The following is a 25,492-nucleotide window of genomic DNA, read 5'->3' as shown; positions in this document are numbered from 1 at the left end:
GGTCCTCAGTGACCGAAGGCCTCCGACAGCCACCACGATGGCTCGTCCGCGACCACCTTGGCATCGATCAGCAGCGGCCTGGACCGCTCGGCCAGCCAGTCGGCCACCGGTGCGAGGTCGTCGCGATTACGCACCGTGATCGCCTCGTAGCCGTATCCCCTTGCGATTGCTGCGAAGTCGGTGTCGGGAAAAGTCACACTGTCTAGTGACCGGCCACGGAAGTGGTGCACCTCCGCGCCATACGCCTGATCGTTGAAGATCACCACCACCATGGGTATGCCGAGCCTCGCCACCGTCTCGAACTCGGCGGCGGACATCAGCGCACCTCCGTCCCCGAGGGCAGCGATCGGCAATCGATCAGGGCGCGCGAGAGCTGCCCCGATGGTGGTGGCCAGTCCCAGCCCGATCGACTGGAACGCCTGCGTGAAGCAGAAGCCGAACTCGTCCGGCACCCGCAGGAACATGCTCGGATATCCCATGAAGTTGCCGGAGTCGACGCCAACGACTCGCTCGGTGGGCAGCAATTCGTCGAGTGCGAGGCACAGCGTGCGCGGATCGATGCGCTCGTCCGTGCCGGCATCGTCATACGGCACATCCCGCCAGGCGTTGCGTGCCGCGATGTCGTCGCGGAGTCGATCGGTCCGATAGCCGGGCAGCGTCTCGTCGCGCAGCTCACTCGACACTGCTTCGGCGGTCTGCCGGACGTCACCAACCACCCCGAACGCGATGTCGCGGTGAGCACCGAGCGCATCGATATCGAGGTCAACCTGCACGACCGTTGCGTCGTCGGCGATCAGTCGGCCGTGCCGCATGGTCCACATGTTGAGGGCGCAGCCCCAGCCCACGATGAGGTCGGCCCCCTTGATCAGGTCGGCCGCCAGCGGCGACGCGAATCCGCCTGAGACATCCAGGGACCACGGGTTGCCGTTGAAGAGGCCCTTGGTCACGGCGGAGGTCGCGAGCAAGGCGCCGCTCTGCTCGGCGAGCGCCTCGAGCACTTCCCGGCAGCCGGGACCGCGACCGCCACGTCCGGCGACGAAGACCGGTCGCCGCGCCGTCCGCAGCGCGTCCCCGAGTCGTCGCACGTCAGCCTCCGCCGGTGCGGGGGACTCTTGCGCTGGCTCCACGGGTGCGACCCGGAGCTCGACCTGGTCGGTCGCGTCGGCCTCCTGCACCTCCAGAGGCAAGTTGAGCAGCACGACCCGCCGGTCGGCGAGGGCGGTCTGCGCCGCGTTCCGAGCCGTATCCCGTGCGGTCGCCGGGTCGTCAACCCGCATCGGCACAGCACCCACTGATTCGGCAAGCGCGGTCTGGTCCACATGGAAGTTCGACAGCGGCTGGGTCGCCTCCGCGGCCAGCACCACCATTGGGGTGCGGCTCTTGGCAGCCTCGGTGATCCCGGTCATGGCGTTCGTGAGGCCGCACCCCTGATGCACGGTCAGGGCGGCGATGCCGCCGGTCATCCGGGCATACGCGTCGGCCATGGTGGCTGCACCGCTCTCGTGCCGTGCCGCGACATAGGTGGCACCAGCCCCGACCATCGCGTCGGTGACGTCGAAGTTGCCCGAGCCGACCACACCGAATACGTGGTCGACGCCGGCCTCGACCAGGGTCCGTCCGATCAGCTCCGCCGTCTTCATGACTTCTCGACGAGAGCGAAGACCCGCGCCGGACTGCCGGTGCCGCCCACGATCGGCAGGGGCGCGACGACGATCACCGCTCCGGTCGGCGGCAGCAGCGCGAGGTTCTGCAGCGAGGTCAGGCCGTATTTGTCGTTGCCGAGCAGGTGGTAGTGGGCCGCGAACGGCGGGTCCAGCTCGGCGCCGCGTCCGGCGTCGATGCCGACGGTCTCGACGCCGACGCCGGAGATCGGTCGCTGAGTGGCGAGCCACTCCGCCGCTTCCGCGGTGAGACCAGGGGTGTGCGAACCGGTCTCGTCTACGTTGAGGCAGGCCTCCTTGTCGTCGGCGAACCTGTCCCATCCAGTGCGCAGCAGCAGCCACCCGTTGTCCGGCAACGTGCCGTGCTCGTCCTCCCAGGCTTCGAGGTGCGAGACATCCAACAGGAAGTCGGGGTTCTCGGCGACCTGATCGCAGACGTCGATCACGACTGCCGGTCCGACCAGCCGAGCGGGCGGGATGGTCGAGACGTCGTGACCGTCCTTGCCGCTGATCCAGTGCACCGGCGCATCGAGGTGGGTACCGATGTGCTCTCCGGTGTGGATGTTGTGGTGCTTCCAGAAAGGTCCGGGTTCGTTGTAGGCGCTCACTTCCTCCAGGCTGAAGTCGATGAGATTGGCGAAGGGCTCCGGCAACCGGAGCGTCGGAGTGTCGGCGGAGAGCCTGTTGGTCAGGTCGACGACCTGGACGGATCCGTTGGCGAGCGCCGAGGCTAACCCTGGGAGGACTGACATGATCTGCTGCCTTTCGAAAGGCTGATTGGTCACACGACCTTTTCGCAGTCTGCACCAGTTGCGGTGTGCCCGCGGGAAACTAGCCGGAGTGCACGACGGACGGACGCACGAGGCGTTCGTCCGGCACCACCGCGACGCCGACGATCTCGATCACGGCCTCCGGCTGCCAGAGCCCGGTGGTGCCGATGCCGGCCATGGCGGGATAGACGGGGCCGGCGAGCTCGCGCCATACCTTGCCGATCTCCCGGCCGTGCGCCTGATAGTCGGGGATGTCGGTCAGGTAGATGGTGATGCTCACGAGGTCCTCGGGCACCCCGCCGACCGTCCGCAGGGTGGCGAGCACGTTGCCGAAGGCCTGGCGGAACTGCTCCACGATGCCGCCGGGAACGATCTGCATGTCTGCATCCAGCGCGGTCTGACCGCCGAGATACAGCGAGTTCCCGCTCAGCGTGCCGTGGGAGTAGCCGTGCGGCGTCGGCAATTCCGCCGGGTTCACCGGCGCGGGCGTCAGGTCGATCGACATCGGGTCTCCTTGGTTGCTGGTGCAGCTGTCAGGCTAATCAGCTATTGACATGTTCGCAACGATCATGAGAAAACTGAAATACGCAACGGTGGCAGGAGACGATTTCTGATGGACCCGAATTCGGACAACTACGAGCGGCTCGACCTGTCGATGTACCAGAACGAGGCCGGCCTGGTGGTGCCGTTCGTGACTCGCGGCGGGCACGAGCCCGATGCCGGCGCAACCGGCCAATCCGAAGGCGCGACAAGGGTTTCCGGGGTCAGCCCACAACACACTCCAGCCACGAGGATCTGGTTCGGCAAGGTGCACAACCTGGCCGGCTACCGGTCGGTGCCGCATCACCACGGCGATGCCGAGACCGGCGGCTACGTGTTGTCCGGACGGGCCCGCATCTACTTCGGCCAGAAGTTCGAGGACTACATCGACATGTCCGAGGGCGACTGGGTGTTCGTGCCGCCGCACATGCCGCACGTCGAGTGCAACCTGGACCGCAACAATCCGTTGACCTGGATGACGACACGCACTCCGGACAACATCGTCGTCAACCTGCCGCAGGTCCCGGAAAGCGAATTGCGCGACTGGATGAATCGTCCGTGATCGACACCTCTGCGATCTTCACCGACGCCGTCACACTCACCGAGACCGAGCCGGAGCACTTCGACCGCGCCTTCACCGCGGTCACCCAGCCGTGCCCGTGGCCCAAGGCGTATGGCGGGGACCTGGTCGCCCAAGCAGTGGTCGCGGCGATCCGCACGGTCGACGGCAAGCACCTGCACTCGACGCACTCCTACTTCATGCGGCCGGCCGAGATCGGCGCCGAGGTCCGCTACGAGGTCGAGGTCCTGCGCGACGGCCGCGGTTACAGCACCCGGCAGGTCCGCGGTTACCAGAGTGGCAAGCCGATCTTCGTCTGTCTGGCGAACTTCGCGGCAGGAGGCCCCGGTGGTGAGCTGCAGTCGAAAATGCCTGCGAATATTGCGGATCCGAAGTCGCTACCCAGCTCCGCCGACTACCTCACCGGGCAGTCCGGCGGCACCATGACCGAGACCTCGCGGGACTACTGGTCGCACGGTCGCAGCTTCGACATGCGCCACGTACCCGGCCCGGTCTACCTGACCGTGGACGGCGATCACGTTCCGCACCAAGCGGTTTGGGTCCGGCCCTTCGACACCTTGCGTGACGTCGCCGGTCTCGACGACCAGCAGCGTGACACCGCCGCGCTCAGTTACGTGTGTGACTACACGATCCTGGAGCCGACACTGCGCGCGCTCGGGCTCGCCTGGGCCGACGACGGCCTGGTCACCGCCAGCCTCGACCACTCGATGTGGCTCCACCGCAGCGCGACGGTTGACGGCTGGCTGCTCTACGCCCAGGAGGCGGTGTCGGCCAGCGACGGCCGCGGCCTCAACCTCGGGCGCTTCTTCACCCCCGAGGGGACCCACCTGGCCACTGTCGTCCAGGAGGGCATGATCCGCACCAGCACTGGAGCAGCACGATGACAGACCTCTCGCCCTCGGGCTATCAGGACAGTTTCGCCCGGGACCACCTTCCCCCACAGGATCAGTGGCCGACGCTGGAGTTCACCACCGATCTCCTGCAATACCCCGCGCGGCTCAACACAGCGGTCGAACTGCTCGACATACCAACGGAAAAGTTCGGTGCCGACCGGCCCGCGATCAAGACTCCTGACGGCGAGGTCTGGACGTATGGCGAGCTGCAGCAGCGCACCAACCAGCTCGCCGGTTACCTGACCGACGAGCTCGGCTTGGTCACCGGCAACCGGGTGCTGCTCCGCTCGCCGAACAACCCGTGGACGATGGCCGCCTGGCTGGCCGTGCTCAAGGCCGGCGGCGTCGTGGTCACCACGATGTCCGCGCTACGCGCGCGAGAGATCGCGCCAATCGTCGAAAAGACCTCTCCGGGCATCGCATTGGTGGACCACCGGTTCGCCGACGCCGTCCACGAGCTACGCGACACCTCCGCCCCCGACCTCAAAATCGCCACGTATGGCGGAGGCGGTGCCGACGACCTCATCCGGCTCATCGCCGACAAGCCGACCGACTTCACGGCAGTCGACACGGCGGCCGACGACGTTGCGCTCCTCGGACCCACGTCCGGCAGCACGGGTGTCCCGAAGATCACCATGCACTTCCACCGGGACATCCTGTCGATCGACAACACGTTCGGACGGACGACGCTGTGCCTGGAGCCGGACGATCTGGTCGCGTGCACCGCACCATTCGCCTTCACCTTCGGGCTCGGGATGCTCGTGGTGTTCCCGCTCCGAGCCGGAGCATGCGCGTTCCTCACCGAGAGCGCGACACCCGGCCAACTCGCAGAAATGGTTGAAACACACGCGATTACGTCGCTCGCGACGGCGCCCACGGCATACAAGCAGATCCTCAAGTCCGGTAACGCGGCCAAGCTGCGGACCCTGCGAACGGCTGTGAGTGCCGGCGAGCACATCCAGCTCGAGACCTGGCACGAGGTCCACGAGCAGCTCGGTCTGAAGATCATCGACGGCATCGGCGCGACCGAGATGCTGCACATCTTCATCACCTCCGCCGGCGACGACATCCGCGAAGGCGCAACCGGCACAGCGGTGCCCGGCTACCGCGCGACCATTCTGGACGCGGACGGCAACGAGGTCGGCCCTGACGTCACCGGTCGGCTGGCCGTCATCGGCCCGGTCGGCTGCCGCTACCTCGCCGACGACCGGCAACGAAACTACGTGGTCAACGGCTGGAACGTCACCGGCGACACCTTCAGCCGCGACGAGGACGGCTACTTCTGGTATCAAGCCAGGACCGACAACATGATCGTCTCCTCCGGCTACAACATCGGCGGTCCAGAGGTCGAGGCTGCACTCGAGGAGCACCCGGACGTCGTCGAGTCCGCGGTCGTTGCCAAGCCCGACACCCAGCGCGGCTCGATCGTCTGCGCATTCGTCGTGCTGCGCGAGGGAACGTCGCGGGATACGTTGAAGGTCAAGGAGATCCAGGACTTCGTCAAGGGCCACATCGCGCCGTACAAATACCCGCGCGAGATCCGTTTCGTCGACTCGCTGCCGCGCAACGCCAGCGGCAAGCTGCAGCACTTCCGGTTGCGCGACATCGTCAACCAGGAAGGCGCCCAGCCGTCCGTGGAGGCAGCCCCGTGAAGATCGCCATCGTCGGTGGGGGCCCGGGCGGCCTCTATCTCGCAACCTTGATGAAGAGCCTGGATGCCAGTCACGACGTCACCGTCTGGGAGCGCAACGCACCCGATGACACCTTCGGCTTCGGTGTGGTCTTCTCCGATGAGACCCTCGGCAGCATCGAGGGCGCCGACCCGGTGGTGCACGCCACCATGGAGGAATGCTTCGCCCGCTGGACCGACATCGACGTGACCGTCGACGGGCACGAATTCACTGTCGGCGGACAGGGATTCGCGGCGATGTCGCGCAAGGAGCTGTTGCAGATCCTGCAGCGACGGGTCGCCGAGCTGGGCGTCACCGTGCACTACCGGACTGCCGCGCCCGACGTCGACGAGTTGCGCCGCGACCACGACCTGGTGGTCGCGGCCGACGGGCTCAACTCGGCCGTGCGGACGAAGTACGCCGACGTGTTCAAACCCAATCTCGATCGCCGCGCCAACAAGTACATCTGGTTCGGCACCGACCTGGTCTTCGAGGCGTTCCAGTTCTTCGTCAAGCAGACCGAGTGGGGCACCATGCAGATCCATGGCTACCCCTTCTCCGATGCCGGGTCGACCTTCATCGTCGAGATGCACGAGAACGTATGGCGCCGTGCGGGTTTCGACCGCACGGAGCACGACGAGTTCCCGCCGGGTGTCTCCGACGACTACGCGGTCTCCCGGATCGGCGAGATCTTCGCCGGCGAATTGCAGGGTCATCGCATCCTGACCAACAACTCCAAATGGCTGAATTTCACCACCGTTCGCAATGATTCGTGGCACACCGGCAATGTCGTGCTGCTGGGAGATGCCGCCCACACCGCGCACTTCTCCATCGGGTCCGGCACCAAACTGGCCATGGAGGACGCCCTCGCGCTCACCGCCTGCCTGCACGAACACGACGGGATCGAGAAGGCGCTCGCGGCATACCAGGAGGAGCGCAAGCCGGTCGTCGAGTCGACCCAGCGCGCAGCGCAGGCCTCGCTGGAATGGTTCGAGAACATCGGGATGTATGCCGACCAGGCGCCGGCCCAGTTCGTCTTCAACCTGCTGACCCGGTCGCGGCGCATCACCTTCGACAACCTCAAGGAGCGAGACCACGACTTCGCCGCCCGGATGGAGACCGAATTCGCGCGCCATCAGGGCAGTTCCGAAGTCACGCCGGCGATGTTCCAGCCAGTCGCGATCGGCGACCTCCGACTGCGCAACCGCATCGTCGTCTCGTCGATGGACATGTATTCCGCGACCGACGGCCTGCCGAACGACTTCCATCTGGTCCACCTGGGCTCGAAAGCGCTCGGCGGCGCCGGACTGGTGATGACCGAGATGATCTGCACCTCCCCGGAGGGTCGGATCACCCCGGCTGCACCGGACTGTGGACCGCCGAACAGCGCGACGCCTGGCAGAAGATCACCCGATTCGTCCACGAGCGATCGACGGCAAAGATCGGTGCGCAGATCGGCCACTCGGGCCGCAAGGGCTCGACCAAGCTGATGTGGGAAGGCCTCGACGAGCCGTTGGACGAGGGCAATTGGGAGGTCGTCGGACCGTCACCGCTGCCGTATGGCGAGGGTTGCCACCTCCCGCGCGAAGCAACCAGGGCCGAACTCGACCGGATACGAGACGAATTCGTCTCTGCCGCACACCGCGCTGTCGATGCCGGGTTCGACCTGATCGAGGTGCACGCCGCGCACGGCTACCTGCTCAGCTCCTTCCTGTCACCGGTCTCCAACCAACGCACCGACGAGCTCGGTGGGCCGCTGCCGAGCCGGTTGCGCTACCCGCTGGAGGTGTTCGACGCGGTCCGCGCGGCGGTCCCGCCCGCCATACCCGTGACGGTCCGGATCTCCGCGACCGACTGGCTCCCGGACGGCAACACCGAAGACGACGCGGTCGAGATCGCCCGCGCATTTGTCGAGCACGGAGCTGCTGCCATCGATGTCTCATCCGGCCAGATCAGCAAGGACGAGAAGCCGGCCTTCGGGCGGTCCTACCAAACTCCGTTCGCGGACAAGATCCGTCATCTGGTCGCGAGTGGAGCGGATGCGAAAGTCATTGCGGTCGGGGCCATCTCGAGCTACGACGACGTCAACTCGATCCTGCTCGCCGGCCGCGCCGACCTGTGCGCGCTCGCCCGCCCACACCTCTACGACCCGCAGTGGACGCTGCACGCCGCAGCGGAGCAGGAGTATGCCGGGGCCGCCGCGCCCTGGCCGGACCAGTTCGATGCCGGCAAACGACGGCCGCCGACCTCGCGCACCGACAAGATCCCGCCACGGCTGCAGCTGCTGCGCGACGGCGAGCCCGACGATGTGCACCTGCGCTGGAGGCCGGAGCCAGGTGGACAATGATCGACGATGACTGCTGCTGACGGATCCGACGCGACGCAACGCACCCGCCGCACCCGCACCTTGATCGTGACGTTCCTGGGATCAGTGGTCCGGCAACAGGGCGGTTGGCTGCCGATCGCGGGAACCATCGACCTGATGGGCCAGCTCGGAGTCGACGCACCGAGTGTGCGGACCGCCGTCTTCCGGCTCAAGAAGCGCGGCTGGCTCGAAGCCCAGAGCCGCAATGGCGCACGCGGCTACGCCCTGACCGCTCACGCTGACACCGTGCTCGCCCAGGGCGACGAAGTGATCTGGCACGCACGCCGGCCGGCCGATCTCGCCGACGGCTGGTGCATCGTCAATTTCAGTGTGCCGGAGTCGGATCGAAGCAAGCGCTACAAGCTGCGCACCCACTTGAGTCATCTCGGCTTCGGCAACGTGGGCACCGCTATGTGGCTCGCGCCGGCGCGCATGCGGACCGCCGCCGAGGAAGCGATCGCAGAGCTCGGGCTCGACAAATACGCAGCAGTGTTTGTGGGCAGCTACCTGGGAACCCAGGACCTGACCACGCTTCTGTACGACAGTTGGGACCTGGCCGGGATCGATCAGAGCTACCGGGACTTCGTCGAGCACCATCGGCCGATGATCGCCCGGTTGGAATCACGCACGGCGATCGAGCCGGTAGAAGCGTTCACGATCTACCTCGACGTGATCGACTCCTGGCGGCGGCTGCCCTTCCGCGACCCGGGGCTCCCCGCGAGGTGCTCGCCGAGGGGTGGAGTGCCCCCGAGGCGATCACCGTTTTCGAGCGGCTGGTGGAGCTGCTGGAGGAACGGGCGCTGGCGCATGCAGCGCAGTTTTGGAATACCGCGAGCACGAACAACTGACAGAACACCGGCGAGGTAACGTTCCCACCAGCAGCCACGAGGAGGAGAAGCTATGCAGCAGGTGAAAGCCGTTGTCGCCAAAGCAAAGGGCGAGCCGGTCAGCATCGAGACCATCAACGTCCCCGACCCCGGGCCGGGCGAGGCAGTGGTCAAGATCCAGGCGTGCGGGGTGTGCCACACCGATCTGCACTACCGCGAAGGCGGCATCAGCGACGACTTCCCGTTCCTGCTCGGCCACGAAGCCTCCGGTCTCGTCGAGTCGGTCGGCGAGGGCGTCACCGACGTCGCGCCCGGCGACTTCGTCATCCTCAACTGGCGCGCGGTCTGCGGCGAGTGCCGGGCCTGCAAGCGTGGCGAGCCGAAGTACTGCTTCGCCACCCACAACGCCACGCAGAAGATGACGCTCGAGGACGGCACCGAGCTGAGCCCCGCGCTCGGCATCGGCGCCTTCGCCGAGAAGACGCTCGTCGCTGCCGGCCAGTGCACCAAGGTCGACCCCACGGCGCGACCGGCCGCCGCCGGCCTGCTCGGCTGCGGCGTGATGGCCGGCCTCGGTGCCGCGATCAACACCGGCGGCGCAACCCGCGGTCGTTCAGTCGCGGTCATCGGCTGCGGCGGTGTCGGCGTCGCGGCGGTTGCCGGCGCGGCCCTTGCAGGCGCCTCCCCCGTCATCGCCGTCGACATCGACTCGCGCAAACTGGACGCCGCCAAGAAGGCCGGCGCGACCCACACCGTCGACTCGTCGCAAGGGGACCCTGTCGAGCAGATCAAGGAGATCTGCGCGCAGACCTACCCGGGAGCCGAGGGTGCCGACATCGTCGTCGAAGCCGTCGGCCGCCCGGAGACCTGGAAACAGGCGTTCTACGCCCGCGATCTCGCCGGCACTCTGGTGCTCGTCGGCGTCCCGACCCCCGACCTGAAGCTGCCCGACATCCCGCTCATCGACGTCTTCGGACGCGGCGGCGCCCTGAAGTCCAGTTGGTATGGCGACTGTCTGCCCAGCCGCGACTTCCCGATGCTGATCGACCTCTACCAACAGGAACGCCTCGACCTCGACGCGTTCGTCAGCGAAGAGATCACGCTGGACGACGTGGAGCAGGCGTTCACCAAGATGCACGATGGCAACGTCCTGCGCTCGGTGGTCGTTTTCTAAAGGGCAGGCCGAGCAGCTGCCAGGCGTGCAGTACCTGCCGGATCTGCACGCTGCAACAACGTCACCTCGCCGGCACTGCTGAACGGTTTGCCGTTTGTTGACGACAGTGCGGTCAGCCGGACGTATCGAGCTTTGGTCGGCGCGAAGGTCACGGTCTTTTGCGTCTGATCGTCATCGAACGTACCGGTGGCGATGGCACCCCAGTGCGTTCCGTCGACGCTGGTCTCGATGCGATAGTCGGCGATCCGGCCGTTGACGCCACCATCCTGTCGCGGCAGGTACTGCAGCCCGGCGACGTCGCGAGAACCGTGCAGATCGAGCGTGATTCGGTGCGGCAACGGCGCATCGCCGCCGGTGTATGCCGTGTGCCAGATCGTGTAGGGGTTGTCGTCGATCGCGTTCTTCACGGGTGCCGACTCCGCCGACGTCTCCTCGCTGTCCGCACTGGCAGTCATGCCGGCGTTTGCGAGCGCGGTGTAGTCACCCAGCGGTGTTCCCGGCGCGTCTCCGATGGCGTCCGCACGCGCGAGGAACTGCCACACGGTCGCCGAGCGCGGGCCGCCCCAGGTCCGTTCGGCGGTCACTTGCAGCGGTCGTTCGGCGAAGAAGTCGAGGAAGTGGACCGACTGCGTCTCGGCGCGGTCGGCCCATCGAGCGACTTCGTAGGCGTCGAGATTCTGCGAGGTCGCGAACGGGTAGTGCTCGTAGACGTTCTGTATGTCGACATACCCGTACTCACCCAGTTTCTGCCCGAAGCCTGCACTGACATAGAGCACCGGCTCGGGTGATGCCACGACGCGATAGCCCTGCTCGGCGAAGTCCGTCGGGTCGGCGTCGACGTAGTCCTGCATCACGATGTCCTTGTTCGGCGCGATGCTGGACTGCTGTCCGTATTGGTTCCACCACTCCCAGGTCTCGGTGGTCTTGCCCATGCCACGCAGTTGCTCGTCGAGCGAGTTCTGAAAATCGACGAAGACGTCCTCTGGAAACTGAAAACCCTTGTCCTTGGTGAACTTCACCAGCTCCGGGCAGGCGTTCTTCGCCGGATCCAGGCCGACCTCGTCACCACCGATGTGGAAAACCTTGTCGTCGAACATCGGCGCGATGTCGGCGATCAGGTCGTGCACGAACTGCTGTGTGTGCGGCTTGGTGATGTCGAGCGTCCAACCACCGTTCTCCCCGCCCGGCCAATTCGCCTTGTCCATCGACGGGCACGAGAAGCGCAGCGACGGGTCGTATGTCGTGATCGGCGTCGCGTGGCCAGGCAGGTCGACCTCCGGGATGATCCGGACGTGATAGCGCTTCGCGTAGTCCTGCAGCTCCCGCAGGTCCGCCGGTGAATACGACTGTGCCGACGCAAGGCCCGGGAACTGCGGCACCTGGATTCGGAAGCCTTCCCAGTCGGTGAAGTGGATGTGGAAGACGTTCAGCTTCTGCCAGGCCATTCGCCGGATCTGGACCTTGAGCTGGTCGACAGTGAAGAACTTGCGACCGACATCGAGCATCTGCCCGCGCTCGGAGATGGTCGGCCAGTCGGTGCCGTGGCCTTGAGGGATCGTTGCCCGGCTCGGGTTCGACTTCAGGGCCTGCTCCACCGTCTGCGTTCCATAAAAGACGCCGTCGCCGGCGCGCGCGGTGATCTGCACCGATGCGCCGATATCGATGCGATACCCCTGACTGCTGCTCGGAACTCCGGCCGTGCCGAGTCGCAGCACGATGTCCCCGGGCCGGGCATCGCCGACAACCACGGCAGGAGTCCGGCCGGTTTCGGTGCCGAGGTCCTGTGCGAAGGTCTGTGCAGCCGGCCGCAGGTCGCGAGCTTGACCTGGTTGCAGCACGATTCGCGTGCTCGGTGTGCGATGCCACGTGCCGCGGCCGCCTTCCCAGGTCCGCAGGCTCGGCAACACGACCGGTGCCGGGTTCCCCAGCGCACCGCCGGGGGCGGTGGTGGCGACCGCACCGGCCGGACCACTGGGCACCGCGGTGAGCGATGCGCTGATGAGCGTGGCCAGGACGGCCTTTCCTGCCAGGCGAATACGCACAGCTGCCTCCTCGGCGTCATCCAACCAGTCGTCCGTGGCGTGACGGTCGACCCTCGATGCGTATCGACGCTAGTGGCAGATCGTGGCCGATAGGGAGAATTCATGCACTAAATTGCGTGAATGAATCACTTTTGATCATGTTCATGCATAGTGCTGGCCACATCGGTTGTATGGCTACCGCTGCCATGTGAGCCGCTAGCGTTGGCCCCAAACAACTCGGTCCGGCAGGAGGATGCGCCCAGATGCAGCAAGGTGACCTGTCGGAACTGTTCCGCGTCCTCGACCTGACGGGCGTCTTCGCCAACGCAATCCTCGGCGGCCTCGTCGCACGTCAGGAGCGCCTGGACCCAATCGGCTTCCTGACCTTCGCCGTGCTGTCCGGACTGGGCGGCGGCATCATCCGCGACGTGCTGTTGCAGCACGGGCCGCCGGTCGCGCTGACCGACTATGCCTACCTGCTCACCGCGTTCGCCGGCGCCGCGATCACCTACGTCGCCAATGTGCAGGGGCCCGTGTGGGATCGCGTGTGGCCGGTGATCGACGCCATCGCACTCGGCACCTGGGCCGCAGCGGGCGCGCAGAAAAGCCTCAGCGTCGGCATCGGCTGGCTGCCTGCGATCCTGCTCGGCACGATCACCGCGGTGGGCGGTGGCGCCATACGCGACATCGTGACGCGGCGCGTCCCGACGGTGCTCGGCGGCAACACCCTCTACGCGACGAGCGCGATTGCGGCAAGCGGCGTGCTGGTCGTGTGCAGCGAAAACGGCCACCCGACAGCGGGATTGGTCGCATCGACGATCACCGGAGCCGGCTTGTGCCTGGTCGCGCGCTGGCGGGGCTGGATCCTGCCGGAGGCCGACGCATGGACGGTCACGCCAGGTCGGGTCGCTGCCAAAGCCGGCCTGGACCGCGCTCGCCGGGAGAAGATCGCCCGCGCCCTGCAGACCAGGCGACGTTCAGCCGACCGCGCCACCGTTGAGCAGGAACCGTCCGGTCCCGAGGAGGAATCATGAGCACCGATTCGACCCACGCCGTTCTCGCCGGACTCGACGATGCTCGCAAGGACCTCGAGAGCTTCTACCGCGACCTGCACGCGCACCCCGAGCTGTCGCACCAGGAGACAAAGACCGCCGGCAAGGTCGCCGAGCGCCTCCGCTCGGCAGGGTATGACGTCACCACCGGCGTCGGCGGGACAGGCGTCGTCGGCATCCTCGGCAATGGCACCGGCCCGCGGGTGCTGCTGCGTGCGGACATGGACGCCCTGCCGGTGCAGGAAGCGACCGGTCTCGACTACGCGAGCACCGTCACCACGACCGACGCCGACGGCGAGTCCGTGCCGGTGATGCACGCCTGCGGGCACGACGTGCACGTCTCGTGCCTCGCCACGGCAGCCGGTTTGCTGGCGGCCAAGAAGGATCAGTGGTCTGGCACGCTCATCGCCCTCTTCCAACCCGCCGAGGAAGTAGGAGACGGCGCTCGCGGCATGCTGGATGACGGCGCGCGCGACGTCATCGGCACGGTCGACGTGGCCCTTGCCCAGCACGTGCTGCCGATGCCGGCCGGGGTCGTGGGCACCCGCGTCGGGCCGGTGCTGTCGGCAGCCAACAGCATGCGCGTCACCGTGCACGGACGCGGTGCGCACGGTTCGATGCCGCAGGCCGCGATCGACCCGATCGTGCTGGCCGCGATGATCGTCATCCGACTGCAGACCATCGTGTCCCGCGAAGTGGCCCCGACCGAGCCCGCCGTCCTCACGGTCGGCAGCATCCACTCCGGCACCAAGAGCAACGTGATCGGCGACCGCGCGGTCATCGATCTCAACGTGCGCACCTACAACAACGACACCCGCGAGCACGTGCTCGACGCGATCCGGCGGATCGTCAAGGCCGAATGCGAGGCATCGGGCTCGCCGAAGGACCCGGAGTTCGAGCTGTATGACGAATTCCCGCTGACGGTGAACGACGAGGCCGTCACCCAGCGGCTGACTGACGCGTTCGCCGAATTCTTCGGCAACGACGCGCAGGAGTTGCCGCTGCAGAGCGCGAGCGAGGACTTCAGTGACATACCCTCAGCCATCGGAACGCCCTACTCCTACTGGGGAATCGGCGGCATCGACCCCAACACGTATGCCGAGGCGGTCAAGGCCGGCCGGGTCTCCTCCGACATCCCGGTCAACCACTCGCCATACTTCGCGCCGGTCATCCAGCCGACACTCGACGTCGGCACGCGGACGCTCGTGGTCGCTGCGCTCGCCTACTTGGACCCCGACGCAGACTCCAACGCATCGAGGTCGCGCACGGCGTAGCGGTGGTGCTCCCACTCCTCGTCGAGGATCGTGTGCACACAGGAGAGCACCGTCTCGTCATACTCCGGCGCGTGCGGGTTGTCGCGCTGCTCGGCGAGCACTTCGGCCGTGACCGTGGCGAGGAAGTCTGCGACCATCGCGACCCGGCTCGCGCGCGCCTCCAGCACGTCAGCGTATGACGGTGAGGTCGCCGAGAAGACCGAAGTGTCCTCGTATGCCGCGGTCCCGCCGCCGTCGTCGTCGTTGGGTAGGCCTGCCGGGTGGTAGGGCTGCTCCTTGCGCTGTATGGCGCGTCCCAGCCACACGTCGGTCGCCATCACGAGGTGTCGCAGCGTCTGCGCGAACGACCACTCGCCATCGACCGACTCGTCGAGCGCGCCCGCCGGCAGCGCCGCCGCCCGCTCCAGGGTCTGCGCCCAAGTGCGTTGCACCGCCTCCCACGCGGCGCGCAGCCCTTCGGGTGTCTTGGCGCCGCGCAGCTCACGACCCGGGAAACGACGGTTGAGCTCGGCATCGACGAAGGGTCGTACGTCGACGCCATTGACCCGTAGGAAGTGGTCGCCGTCGAAGAGCCACGGGCCGTCGATCTCGACATCCTGCACGTCGACACCGCGCAACACGGCTCGGGACAGATCAGCGCCGGCGAAGCGTGCCTCGCTCAGGTCGACGTCCTTGAAGGTCGCACCATGCAGGTCATCAGAACCGGTGAAGTTGGCCATCCCGCAACGCTACTCGCGTACCACGACATACCCGTTCGACTGAGTTACGCGGGTGAGCGGCGACCCATCGTCATCAGCACCAGGCCGATGAGCAGCGCGCCGAGGGCGAGCGTGACAGGTATGTCGCCAACGCCCAGACCGTGCCCGAAGGACGGCGGCTTGGCGATGCCATCCGCGATCGACGCACCGAGCGGCCGGGTCAGCACATAGGCGCACCAGAACAAGCCGACCTCATGCCGTCCGGTGACCCGCCAGGCGATGGCCGGCACCAGCATGAGGACCGCGAAAAGCAGTGCGGACGGCCCGAATCCGAGACCCAGCGTTGCCGCGGTGAGGTCGCCCACGGCGGTGCCGAGCGCGAAGGTGCACATCACCGCGGCCCAGTAGAAGCGCTCGCGGCGTGGATTGTTGATGTCGTGGATCGAGATCGTCCCCTCGGACCGCCGCCACGCCACGAACACGGCTGCGGTGGCAGCGGCATACAAGACGCTCGTGACGGGGTAGGGCAACCCGAGCGCCACGTGCACCCCGTCCGCGAGCATCGTCCCGAAGACTGCAACCGCTGCAACCATCGACCAATAGCGTTCGGAGACGAATCCGTGCGTGCGCGTCTGCCAGCGGAAAGCGAGGACCAGACCGACGACGCCGACGAGGACCGCCAGCACCGGGCTGATGCCCGCCAGCCCGTCGGACGCGGCTTCACCGAATGCCGTGGTCGTCAGCTTGAGGATCCAGAAGAACACGCCGACCGGCGCGACCCAGGAGGTGGCCGTCGCAGCGCGTTCTGCGCGAGAGGAAACAGTAGTCACGAGCGTAGGGTGCCCAGACGCCGCTGAGGAAACGCTGAGTCCGACCTGTCGCGTTGCAGCCCGTGGCTGGCGCAGTATGGCGGGGTGATCCAACTGACCGCGCGAAACGCACGCGGGCTCCGACCCCGCCTCGCGGCGGTCACCGCCGTCGCGGTCATCGTGCCGTTGCTGGTCGGGGTCTTCGTGCTGGCGACCCTGCTGCAGCGTTCGCTCACCGGCAGCCTGACCTCCAGGGTCGAGCAGCAGGCGGACGCCGTGGCAGCGATCGTGCATCAGAGTGGCGTGCGGCCCGCCGTCCTGACCGACACCGACACCGACCCGCCGATGAAGACCGTGATCATCGACGACAAGGGGGATGTCCTGCTCTCGTCGCGAACCGGTCAGCTCCTCCCCTGAGCGACCGGCGCCCCGACGGCAACGAGCGGACCGTCCAGAACGCGCGGCACTGGTGGCGGCCGGGAGACGTCGACACCCCGTTGATCGTCAGCCGGGGAGTGCGCACGCCCTCCGGCCAGCACGTCATCGTGCAGGTTGCCGCCTCACAGCAGCCGCAGCACGAGGCGATCAGCACCGACGCGAAGTTCTTGTTGCTCGGCACCCCGATCCTGACCGCGCTGGCTGCCGCGCTCGCCTGGTGGGTGGCGGGACGAGCCCTCGCGCCGGTGGATCGAATGCGGACCGAGGTGGACGCAATCGAGAGCGGCCACCTCGACGCACGTGTGGTGGTGCCGGCCCAGAACGACGAGATCTCAGCATTGGCAGTGACTTTGAACAGAATGCTGAACCGCCTGGAGTCGTCGCAGGCGCGCCAGCAGCGGTTCGTCGCCGACGCCAGTCATGAGCTCCGCTCCCCCTCGCAACCTTGCAGGCGGCAACAGACCTGGCCGCGTTGGACCCGGCCGAGGAGTGGCCGGTCGTCGCGCCCACGGTGCGCCTCGAGCTGGACCGAATGGGCGCCCTCATCGACGACCTACTGCTGCTCGCGCGGCTGGACGAACGTCGCGACTCCGCGCCGGAGCGCGCAGTCGATCTGGACGACATCGCCCAGGCCGAGGTCGGACGCTGGCGCAGCGAACAGCGCGTGACGGTGCGGTATGCCGGAACCCCGAGCCGGGCGCAGTCCCCGGAACCCACGGCCCAGCGCATCGTCCGCAACCTGGTGGACAACGCCATCCGACATGCCGAGCGAGAGGTGCTCGTGACAACGACCACTGACTCCGCAGGCGCCGCTCTGCTGACCGTCGACGACGACGGGCGCGGGATCGATCCAGCCGATCGGGAGCGTGTTTTCGACCGATTCGTCCGGCTCGACGAAGGACGCAGCCGGGGTGAGGGCGGCTTCGGCCTCGGCCTGGCGATCGTGCGCGAGCTCGCGCGCAGCAGCGGTGGTGACGTGCGTGTCGAGGACTCTCCGCTCGGCGGTGCCCGCTTCGCGGTGTCGCTCCCGAGGCCTCAGGAGTCTTCGAGCCGGTAGCCGACTCCACGCACCGTCGTGATCGTGTCGGTGCCGAAGGGTCGGTCGATCTTCCGCCGCAGATAGCCGACGTAGACCTCGACCACGTTGTCGTCACCCTCGAACGCCGGGTCCCAGACGTGCTGCAAGATCTCCGACTTGCTGATCGTCGTGTCAGGTCGTCGCATCAGGAAGTGCAGGAGGTTGAATTCCCTTGGCGTCAGGTCGATCTCGGTGTCGCCACGATGGACTCGAGCGGCTGCCGGGTCCAACTGCAACCCACCTGCCCGAATCGCGATGGGTCGGGACACCGGCGTACGGCGGGTCAGCGCGCGCAATCGCGCGACGAGCACCGGGAAGCTGAAGGGTTTGGTCAGGTAGTCGTCTGCACCGAGGTCGAGCGCGTCGACCTGGTCGAACTCGCCGTCCTTGGCGGTCAGCATCAGCACCGGCGCCCACACCTCACGTTCGCGAAGCCGGCGCAGGACGTCATACCCGTGCATCCCGGGCAGCATGATGTCGAGCACGATCGCGTCGAAGGCCTCTTCCGAGGCGAGCCACAGGCCATCAACGCCGTTGTGCACGACTTCGACGACGAAGCCGTTCTTGCTCAGCCCACGCTGGACGAGCTGAGCCAGAGGCACTTCGTCCTCGATCACCAACACCCGCATACCTCCAGGGATACCACCGCCTGGGTTGCGCAGAGGTCACTGCCCGGCGCGGCGGGTGACGAGTTGGTGCCACCACTGCGGCAGAAAGGTCGGACTGCCGCGGTCGGCGAGACCGCAGGCGACTGCGATCGCGATGGTGCCCCAGGCCAGCAACGGTGCCGCCACGACGTCCGCCAGGTAATGGGCGCCGAGGACCAGTCGGCTGCCGGCGACGATCACCACGAGCGGCAGCCCCACCAGCAGGATGATCCGCTGCAGCTTGCGATGACCGGCCACCGCCAGGAAGAAGCCGGCGACCAGTGCTGCAGTGAATGCGGTGTGTCCGCTGGGGAAGCTGTCCGCTTGTGTCTCCACGACGAGGGCGTGCACGCCGGAGGTCGGCGGACGATGCCGGTGGAAGAGCATCTTGAAGACCTCGATCGACAACCACCCACCGAGCGTCAGAGCCCCCGCGCGCAGCGCGACGATCCGGCCCACGGTCCGCCAGAGCACGATGCAGAGCAGGACCATCAACACGGGTCCGACCGCCGGGCCGAGGACGACGTTGATCACCCGACTGACGTCGGAGACCAGGGTGCCCCGATCGGCCGCGATGGTGCGGTCCAGCTGGAACTCACCCGTGCCGCGAGCGCCGATCGACATCGCCGCTATGCCGATGCCGATCCCGAGGGCCCAGAGCACCACGGTCACAACGAGCGCTTGCGGATGCGGCACCGGACGCGCGTGCGGCACGGGCCGGTCCGTGCTTTCTGAGACCTGCGGATCGTGCTGCAGCATGGAACCTCTCAAAGGAGATGTTGGTGGTCGAACCCTCATGCTGACAGCAAGGTGCTGAGACGACGCTGAGAAGCAGCGGCGGTCAGGGATGCGACCCGTGTCGATAGATGACATTCGGCCCGATCTGCGCGAGGACACCGTCCTGCCGGAGGCCGGCGCGCACGCCCGGGTAGTAGTCGTTCGGCCACATCACGGCCGCGTCCCCGGAGCGCAGATACCGCAGCAGCGCGAGTGTCCAGTTGCTGTGTGCGGACTTCAGCGCGGCCGGGCTGTCCGGGCCCATGTCCCGGCCCGACACGTCGATCCAGTTCGGACAACCATCGGCCAGGCCGCGGCTCAGCGCGTCCAAGCGAAGCAGAACGGTCTGGTTGTTGGACATCACGCAACGATCTCCGCTCACGACTCGCGTGAGTTTCGCCGCGCCGTCATACGTCGTGGGCGCAGTGGTGCCGGCGACCGTCACCAACGCAGTGATCGCGAGCAGGCCAACCGTGATCAGCCGTGCAGGGGAGCTCACCAGCGACGGACGACGGACCGCGACCACGGCTGCTCCGACGGTGACCGCGAGACCCACTGCGAGGTAGTCGCAGTAGTACCCGAACCAGGACGGCGACAGGAGCAGCACGCCGAGTTGCACGACGCTGACCACGCTGAGGAACCGTGCGCGCCGACTACCCCTCCAGCCGAGAGCGAGGAGCGTCGCCAAACCGACGACGACTGCCGTGGCGATCAGCTGGAGCTCGCTGGTTGTCAGGTGGCGCATCAGATCAGGGATCGTGCTCAGGTCGGCCAGCCGCTTGGTGATCGGCTTGGTTCGCGGGCGTCCGAGTTGACCGGTGATGACCGATCGCCACATGCCTGACGGGTCAGCGACGAAGAACGGTAGACAGACTGCCGTGACGCTCGCGGCTGCGCCTAGCAGGACCTCACCGCCCGCTCGCACGCTGCCCCTGCGCATGCCGTGCCAGCCGATGACGAGCAGCACGGGCACGATCCACCAGATCTTGACCGCCACCGGCAGCCCGACGACCGCCCCGGCCAAGAACGCGGACCAGCGCGTCGAGCGTCGTTCGTCGCGTAGCAGCGCGAGCAGTCCGCAGAGGAACAGCAGGTTGCCCAGCGGCTCGAGTTTCACCTGGAACTCGGCGCCGATCGAGCCGTACCAGACGGCGTAGAACAATCCGGCAACGACGGCACCTCGGGTCGCGATGCCAAGACGTCGGCAGACCAGGCTGACCAGGACGGCGTCCGTGGCGCCGATGAGGCAGAAGGCCAACGTCGCGACCTCGAACGCGTGCCAGTCGGTCATGACCTTCGTCAGTGCTGCGAACGGCGTCAGCGCGAGGGTGATGCCAGGCGGATGCACCATCGTGAAGTCGCGATAGGGCAGCCTGCCGTGCAGCAGGGCGTCAGCGCCCGCGAAGTAGACACCGCAGTCGTAGCCCATGATGCCGTGAATGCCGCCCTTGCGGAGAATGACGCCGAGCCGGAAGAACAGCGCGACCGCGAAGACCAGCGCCGCGGCGACTCTCGGCCGGTGGCGCTCGAGCGCTGCGAGGCGTGCAGGGGTCGGTCGGACGGCGCCGGGGGCGGCTGGCTCGATGACCGATCCTGGGGGTTGCATGAGATCACAGTGGGCCGCCGATCATGAGAAATCGATGTACGCCGACGCCATACCAGTTACGTCCAGGACACTCCCGGAGACAGCACAGCTTGAGAGGCGACAGTGTCGGAACCATGCATGTGTTGATCGTCGAGGACGAGGAACGACTCGCGGCGCTGCTGCAGCGCGGCCTGACGGCGCAGAACTACGCAGTCACGGTGGCACACAACGGAATCGACGGCCTGTGGCACGCGCAGGAGACAGCCTTCGACGTCATCGTGCTCGACGTGATGCTGCCAGGGCTGAACGGCCTCGAAGTCTGCCGCCGGATGCGCGAGGAATCGATCTGGAGCCCGGTGCTGCTGCTGACGGCCCGCGGCAGCGTCGAGGACCGGGTTGACGGCCTGGACGCCGGTGCCGACGACTATCTGATGAAGCCATTCGCGTTCGATGAGCTCACCGCCCGCCTGCGGGCCTTGCTACGACGTGGCGCATGCGAACGGCCCACGTCGCTGACCGTCGGAAATCTTGTCGTCGACCCCGCATCGCGTGACGTGACAACGCCTTTCGGCCGTGCAGACCTCACCGCCCGTGAGTTCGCACTGGTCGAATTGTTCGCCAGGCGGTCTGGTGAGGTGCTGCGTCGCGACCAGATGTTCGAGCACGCGTGGGACTTCGCCAGCCTGCCCGCGAGCAACGTCATCGACCAGCACGTCGCGAGCCTGCGACGCAAGCTCGACGACGTGCGGTCGACTGCTGAGATCGTGACCGTGCGTGGCGTGGGCTACCGGATGGTCGCCGCGAGCTGAGTTGCCAAAGCTGGTCGAGTGGCGGAGGAGCGGGCGGGGTCCCCGCGAAGTATTCGGAGGAGCGCAGCAGGGGAGAAACTTCGTGGGGTGCCGGAGCGGGGGAGGCGTATCGAGGCCCCGGCATACATCGGCGCTACACACATCTCGGCGCACTGTGATCGGATGATGCCTCCGTCCGGTCTTGAGAACATCCAGGTCGTCGTGATCGTGCCGACCTACAACGAGCGGGACAATCTGCGCCGCCTCCTGTGCGGGCTGCTCGCGTTGCCGTCCGAACGGCTCGGGGTTCTCGTCGTGGACGACAACTCCCCGGACGGCACCGGCGACTTGGCTGACGAGTTCGCGCAAGCCACCGAGGGCCGAGTGCAGGTGCTGCACCGCCCCGGGAAAGAGGGCCTGGGCCGGGCGTATGCCGCGGGTATGGCGTGGGCACTGTCCACCTGTGCCGAGGTCGTGGTGCAGATGGACGCCGACGGCTCACACCCGATCGAGGCGATCCAGCCGATGGTGACTGCGCTGACCGCGAATCATGCTGCGGTTGCGGTCGGTTCGAGGTATGTCGCGGGCGGTGGCGTCGATGCGGACTGGCCGTGGCACCGCCGGATGTTGTCGGCCGGGGCGAACAGCTACGTCCGAAGCGTCCTCGGCCTGTCGGTCCGGGATGCAACAGCGGGCTTCAAGGCGTGGGACGCGGCCGCACTGCGCGTCCTCCAGCCGGAGACGGTGCTGAGCAACGGCTACAGCTTCCAGGTGGAGCTGGCCCATCGCGTCACGCTCGCCGGGATGCGCAGCGTCGAAGTGCCCATCCATTTCACCGACCGCACCGAGGGGACCTCGAAGATGTCGCTCGGCGTGCAAGCCGAGTCGCTGATGATGCCGTGGCGGTTGCGCAAGTCGCAGTGGCGTCCCGCGGTCGCGGCGAGCCAGGTGCCCGCCCGCGGCTGAGCCCTTCCCCGCCGGGTCGTTGCGCGGGACGCTGGATGCATGGCTACCGGACTGAACACTGTCGAACACATCGTCGTGCTGATGCTGGAGAACCGCTCACTGGATCACCTGCTCGGTTGGCTGTATGCCGACTCGGGCAACGTCTCACCGACCGGCCAGCCCTTCGAGGGGCTCACCGGGCGGGAGGTCTGTCCCGGCAGCGACGGGACGCCGGTGCCGGCATACCGGCTCACACCGGACACTCCGCACCTCTACTTCATGCCGGGCGCGGACCCCGGCGAAGGCTACGCGGCGACCAACAACCAACTCTGGGGCAGCACGGCCCCGCCGGCCGCCGGCTCGACGGCACCGATGCAAGGGTTCGTCACCGACTACGCCCAGGCGATCAAGGACAACTCCAGCAAGGGTTGGTATGTCGTCCCAGGGACCACCGAGTCGATGATCATGGGCTGCCACACCCCCGCGACACTGCCGGTGATCTCAGCATTGGCAACGGGATTCGCGGTCTGCGATCACTGGTTCGGTGCGGCACCGACGATGACCATGCCGAACCGCGCGTTTGCCTGCGCCGGCACCAGCCAGGGTCGGTTGGACGATCGGATCAAGAAGTTCACGGTTCCGAGCATCTTCGGCGCACTCAGCGACAAGGGCGTGCCGTGGAAGATCTACGGCGACACCAAAGCTCCGCTGACCAAGCTGGACTTTCCTGACACCAGCGCCGCGCCGGCGTCGAATTTCGGACTGCTCCGGGACTTTCAGGCCGACGCAGCGGGCGGGAAGCTCCCGGCATACGCCTTCCTGGAGCCGTCGTGGGGATCGACCGGCAACAGCCAACACCCCAACTACGACGTGGCCCTGGGCGAGCAGCTCATCCTCGACGTCTACCGAGCCCTGTATGACGGACCCGACTGGGAATCAACCCTTTTCATCCTCACGTATGACGAGCACGGCGGCTGCTACGACCACGTCTCGCCGCCGTGGGGCGCGGTGCCGCCGGACAGCTCGGTGGGACAGTTCGGCTTCGACTTCACCCGGCTCGGCCCACGCGTGCCCACGGTGCTCGTCAGCCCGTTGATTCCGGCCGGGACAATCTTCCGGGTGCCAGCCGACGGCACGCCATTGGACCATACGAGCCTGCTCGCGACCGTCGAGAAGCGTTGGGGTATCACGCCGTTGACCAAGCGGGACGCTGCTGCCCCGGACGTGAGTGCCGTCCTGTCGCTGGCGACGCCGCGAACCGACGACCCGCTCGCCACCGTCTCGGCACCCACAGCCCCGCCGACCCCTGCCGCTCTCGCCGCTCAGCCGTCGCACCTGCAGCAGGTGACCGCCGGGCTGATCGCGGACGAGCAGCACCGCCCGGTTGACGAACTGGCCGAACTCGCCACGGGCGACGATTACCGGCGCTGGATCGAGTCGCACGCCTGATCGGACGCAGGGGCGAAGACCAATGTTCCTGGACACGTGGTTGGTGTCACGCATGATGCGGCAAAGTCACCGTCGCCGCGTTGAGCAACACCGGCCCCACTGCCACCGCCGGCATCTCGGCGATCGAGGCTCGTTTCCCATTCGGCGAATACTTCCGGCTCCCGGAGTTACGTTGGAAGCTCCAGCTCACGACACAAGGCCGTGATCGATTGAGATTGGAGCGCAACCCATGACTGGAAATCGCGTCGTGGTTTACAAGGGTGCGGGCAAGGTCGCCGTCGAATCGATCGACTACCCGAAACTCGAATTGCCAGAGGACGTTTCGTCCGGACTGAAGCTGAAGAAGAAGGCGCCGCACGCGGCGATCCTCAAGCTCGTCACGACCAACATCTGCGGCAGTGACCAGCACATGGTCCGCGGTCGGACGACCGCGCCGATCGGGCAGAGCCTCGGGCACGAGATCACCGGCGAAGTCATCGAGACCGGTGACGACGTGCTCTTCGTCAACAAAGGCGACATCTGCTCCGTGCCGTTCAACATCGCCTGCGGTCGATGCCGGATGTGCAACGAAGGAAAGACCGGAATCTGCTTGAACGTCAACCCTGCTCGCGCCGGCGCGGCATACGGCTACGTCGACATGGGCGGCTGGATCGGGGGTCAGGCCGAGTACGTCATGATCCCGTATGCCGACTTCAACCTGCTGCGCTTCCCCGACCGGGACCAGGCGTTGGAGAAGATCCTCGACCTCACCATGCTGTCCGACATCTTCCCCACCGGCTATCACGGTGCGTACACCGCGGGCGTGACCACCGGATCCACCGTGTATGTCGCCGGTGCCGGGCCTGTTGGTCTTGCGGCCGCACATGCCGCGCAGGTGCTGGGCGCGTCTGTGGTGATCGTGGGCGACATGAACGCGGACCGGCTCAAGCAGGCGCAGAGCTTCGGCTGCGAGACGATCGACCTGTCCACCGATGCGTCGATCGAGGACCAGATCGAGCAGATCGTCGGCGAACCCGAGGTCGATGCGGCGGTCGATGCCGTCGGCTTCGAAGCTCGCGGTCACGGGTCCGGTGCGGGCGAGGCCCCGGCGACGGTGCTCAACGACATCATGAGCATCTCCAGGGCCGGTGCGTCGCTCGGCATACCCGGTCTCTACGTGACGGGTGACCCGGGCGCCGTCGACGACAACGCGAAGGTCGGCCAGCTCGGCGTACGCCTCGGGCTCGGTTGGGCGAAGTCGCACTCGTTCACGACCGGTCAGTGTCCGGTGAAGAAGTACAACCGGCAGCTGATGAACCTGATCCTCAATGACAAGGCGCAGATCGCGAAGGCGGTCAACGCAACGAAGATCAGCCTCGACGACGCACCACAGGGCTACGCCGATTTCGACAAGGGCGCGGCCAAGAAGTACGTCATCGATCCGCACGGCATGGTCGCCTGACGGCTACGCA

Annotated in this window: 22 protein-coding genes and 2 pseudogenes; 15 read left to right on the top strand and 9 right to left on the bottom strand. The window is 66.9% G+C overall.

Going from position 1 to position 25,492, the window contains the following annotated elements; genetic code table 11:
- Window positions 1-5: 5 nt before the first annotated feature.
- The 3 genes from ACFQDH_RS06440 to ACFQDH_RS06430 form a co-directional block, all read right to left on the bottom strand.
- On the bottom strand, window positions 6-1,640 hold the full coding sequence (locus ACFQDH_RS06440; protein ID WP_382399578.1) for a thiamine pyrophosphate-binding protein: 1,635 nt from the start codon (window positions 1,638-1,640) through the stop codon (window positions 6-8).
- Window positions 1,637-2,413, bottom strand: a complete 777-nt coding sequence (locus ACFQDH_RS06435; protein ID WP_382399576.1) for a cyclase family protein — start codon at window positions 2,411-2,413, stop codon at window positions 1,637-1,639. The genes ACFQDH_RS06440 and ACFQDH_RS06435 overlap by 4 nt, the downstream gene beginning before the upstream one ends.
- Window positions 2,414-2,492: 79 nt before the next feature.
- Complete coding sequence (locus tag ACFQDH_RS06430) at window positions 2,493-2,936, bottom strand: RidA family protein (RefSeq protein WP_382399574.1); 444 nt, start codon at window positions 2,934-2,936, stop codon at window positions 2,493-2,495.
- A gap of 108 nt (window positions 2,937-3,044) precedes the next feature.
- Between ACFQDH_RS06430 and ACFQDH_RS06425 the strand changes: the two genes are divergently transcribed.
- The 6 genes and pseudogenes from ACFQDH_RS06425 (at window position 3,045) to ACFQDH_RS06400 (ending at window position 10,480) form a co-directional block, all read left to right on the top strand.
- Complete coding sequence (locus tag ACFQDH_RS06425) at window positions 3,045-3,533, top strand: cupin domain-containing protein (RefSeq protein WP_382399572.1); 489 nt, start codon at window positions 3,045-3,047, stop codon at window positions 3,531-3,533.
- Window positions 3,530-4,435, top strand: coding sequence for an acyl-CoA thioesterase (locus ACFQDH_RS06420; RefSeq protein ID WP_382399570.1), 906 nt, complete (start codon window positions 3,530-3,532; stop codon window positions 4,433-4,435). Before ACFQDH_RS06425 ends, ACFQDH_RS06420 begins: the two co-directional genes overlap by 4 nt.
- Entirely contained in the window at window positions 4,432-6,096 is a 1,665-nt protein-coding gene (locus ACFQDH_RS06415) for an AMP-binding protein (protein WP_382399568.1), read from the top strand. The genes ACFQDH_RS06420 and ACFQDH_RS06415 overlap by 4 nt, the downstream gene beginning before the upstream one ends.
- Window positions 6,097-6,146: 50 nt before the next feature.
- Window positions 6,147-8,461, top strand: a pseudogene (locus ACFQDH_RS06410) (bifunctional salicylyl-CoA 5-hydroxylase/oxidoreductase).
- A 6-nt stretch (window positions 8,462-8,467) separates the two neighbouring features.
- Window positions 8,468-9,346 carry a PaaX family transcriptional regulator gene (locus tag ACFQDH_RS06405; RefSeq protein ID WP_382399566.1) on the top strand — a complete coding sequence of 293 codons (879 nt, stop codon included), beginning with the start codon at window positions 8,468-8,470 and terminating at the stop codon, window positions 9,344-9,346.
- Window positions 9,347-9,379: 33 nt separating this feature from the next.
- Window positions 9,380-10,480 carry an S-(hydroxymethyl)mycothiol dehydrogenase gene (locus ACFQDH_RS06400; RefSeq protein WP_382399564.1) on the top strand — a complete coding sequence of 367 codons (1,101 nt, stop codon included), beginning with the start codon at window positions 9,380-9,382 and terminating at the stop codon, window positions 10,478-10,480.
- Here the strand turns inward: ACFQDH_RS06400 and ACFQDH_RS06395 are convergent.
- Window positions 10,477-12,546: a family 20 glycosylhydrolase gene (locus ACFQDH_RS06395; protein WP_382399563.1), complete on the bottom strand. Its 2,070-nt coding sequence runs from the start codon at window positions 12,544-12,546 to the stop codon at window positions 10,477-10,479. The two genes, ACFQDH_RS06400 and ACFQDH_RS06395, sit on opposite strands and share 4 nt — an antisense overlap.
- A gap of 218 nt (window positions 12,547-12,764) precedes the next feature.
- Between ACFQDH_RS06395 and ACFQDH_RS06390 the strand changes: the two genes are divergently transcribed.
- Together ACFQDH_RS06390 and ACFQDH_RS06385 are read left to right on the top strand one after the other, a co-directional pair.
- On the top strand, window positions 12,765-13,535 hold the full coding sequence (locus ACFQDH_RS06390; RefSeq protein WP_382399561.1) for a trimeric intracellular cation channel family protein: 771 nt from the start codon (window positions 12,765-12,767) through the stop codon (window positions 13,533-13,535).
- Window positions 13,532-14,827, top strand: a complete 1,296-nt coding sequence (locus tag ACFQDH_RS06385) for an amidohydrolase (protein WP_382399559.1) — start codon at window positions 13,532-13,534, stop codon at window positions 14,825-14,827. The genes ACFQDH_RS06390 and ACFQDH_RS06385 overlap by 4 nt, the downstream gene beginning before the upstream one ends.
- Here ACFQDH_RS06385 and ACFQDH_RS06380 read toward each other — a convergent pair.
- Together ACFQDH_RS06380 and ACFQDH_RS06375 are read right to left on the bottom strand one after the other, a co-directional pair.
- Complete coding sequence (locus ACFQDH_RS06380; RefSeq protein ID WP_382399557.1) at window positions 14,776-15,546, bottom strand: DinB family protein; 771 nt, start codon at window positions 15,544-15,546, stop codon at window positions 14,776-14,778. The two genes, ACFQDH_RS06385 and ACFQDH_RS06380, sit on opposite strands and share 52 nt — an antisense overlap.
- A gap of 44 nt (window positions 15,547-15,590) precedes the next feature.
- Window positions 15,591-16,355: a COG4705 family protein gene (locus ACFQDH_RS06375; protein ID WP_382399555.1), complete on the bottom strand. Its 765-nt coding sequence runs from the start codon at window positions 16,353-16,355 to the stop codon at window positions 15,591-15,593.
- An 84-nt stretch (window positions 16,356-16,439) separates the two neighbouring features.
- Between ACFQDH_RS06375 and ACFQDH_RS06370 the strand changes: the two genes are divergently transcribed.
- From ACFQDH_RS06370 to ACFQDH_RS06360, 3 genes and pseudogenes are all read left to right on the top strand, one after another.
- A complete protein-coding gene (locus ACFQDH_RS06370; protein WP_382399553.1) occupies window positions 16,440-16,751 on the top strand; it encodes a hypothetical protein in 312 nt (103 codons plus the stop codon).
- A gap of 98 nt (window positions 16,752-16,849) precedes the next feature.
- Window positions 16,850-17,137 (top strand): annotated as a pseudogene (locus ACFQDH_RS06365) (HAMP domain-containing protein); the annotation flags it as partial.
- Window positions 17,138-17,217: 80 nt separating this feature from the next.
- Window positions 17,218-17,829 (top strand): ATP-binding protein, encoded by a 612-nt coding sequence (locus tag ACFQDH_RS06360; protein ID WP_382399551.1) that lies wholly within the window; start codon window positions 17,218-17,220, stop codon window positions 17,827-17,829.
- Here the strand turns inward: ACFQDH_RS06360 and ACFQDH_RS06355 are convergent.
- The 3 genes from ACFQDH_RS06355 to ACFQDH_RS06345 all read right to left on the bottom strand — a co-directional run bounded on the left by ACFQDH_RS06355 (window position 17,808) and on the right by ACFQDH_RS06345 (window position 20,880).
- Entirely contained in the window at window positions 17,808-18,479 is a 672-nt protein-coding gene (locus tag ACFQDH_RS06355; protein ID WP_382399549.1) for a response regulator transcription factor, read from the bottom strand. The genes ACFQDH_RS06360 and ACFQDH_RS06355 overlap by 22 nt on opposite strands.
- Window positions 18,480-18,515: 36 nt before the next feature.
- Window positions 18,516-19,256, bottom strand: coding sequence for a phosphatase PAP2 family protein (locus ACFQDH_RS06350; protein ID WP_382399547.1), 741 nt, complete (start codon window positions 19,254-19,256; stop codon window positions 18,516-18,518).
- A gap of 82 nt (window positions 19,257-19,338) precedes the next feature.
- Window positions 19,339-20,880 carry a glycosyltransferase 87 family protein gene (locus ACFQDH_RS06345; RefSeq protein WP_382399545.1) on the bottom strand — a complete coding sequence of 514 codons (1,542 nt, stop codon included), beginning with the start codon at window positions 20,878-20,880 and terminating at the stop codon, window positions 19,339-19,341.
- Window positions 20,881-20,993: 113 nt separating this feature from the next.
- On the opposite strand from ACFQDH_RS06345, the gene ACFQDH_RS06340 reads away from it, so the two are divergent.
- From ACFQDH_RS06340 to fdhA, 4 genes are all read left to right on the top strand, one after another.
- Entirely contained in the window at window positions 20,994-21,668 is a 675-nt protein-coding gene (locus ACFQDH_RS06340) for a response regulator transcription factor (protein WP_382399543.1), read from the top strand.
- A 162-nt stretch (window positions 21,669-21,830) separates the two neighbouring features.
- Window positions 21,831-22,613: a polyprenol monophosphomannose synthase gene (locus tag ACFQDH_RS06335; RefSeq protein ID WP_382399541.1), complete on the top strand. Its 783-nt coding sequence runs from the start codon at window positions 21,831-21,833 to the stop codon at window positions 22,611-22,613.
- Between the two features lie 39 nt (window positions 22,614-22,652).
- Window positions 22,653-24,041 carry an alkaline phosphatase family protein gene (locus tag ACFQDH_RS06330; RefSeq protein WP_382399539.1) on the top strand — a complete coding sequence of 463 codons (1,389 nt, stop codon included), beginning with the start codon at window positions 22,653-22,655 and terminating at the stop codon, window positions 24,039-24,041.
- A 229-nt stretch (window positions 24,042-24,270) separates the two neighbouring features.
- On the top strand, window positions 24,271-25,482 hold the full coding sequence (gene fdhA / locus ACFQDH_RS06325) for a formaldehyde dehydrogenase, glutathione-independent (RefSeq protein WP_382399537.1): 1,212 nt from the start codon (window positions 24,271-24,273) through the stop codon (window positions 25,480-25,482).
- Window positions 25,483-25,492 lie beyond the last annotated feature (10 nt).

It is taken from the genome of Flexivirga alba (genome assembly GCF_042661025.1).
GTDB lineage: Bacteria > Actinomycetota > Actinomycetes > Actinomycetales > Dermatophilaceae > Flexivirga > Flexivirga alba.
This window is presented reverse-complemented; position numbering and strand designations above follow the sequence as displayed.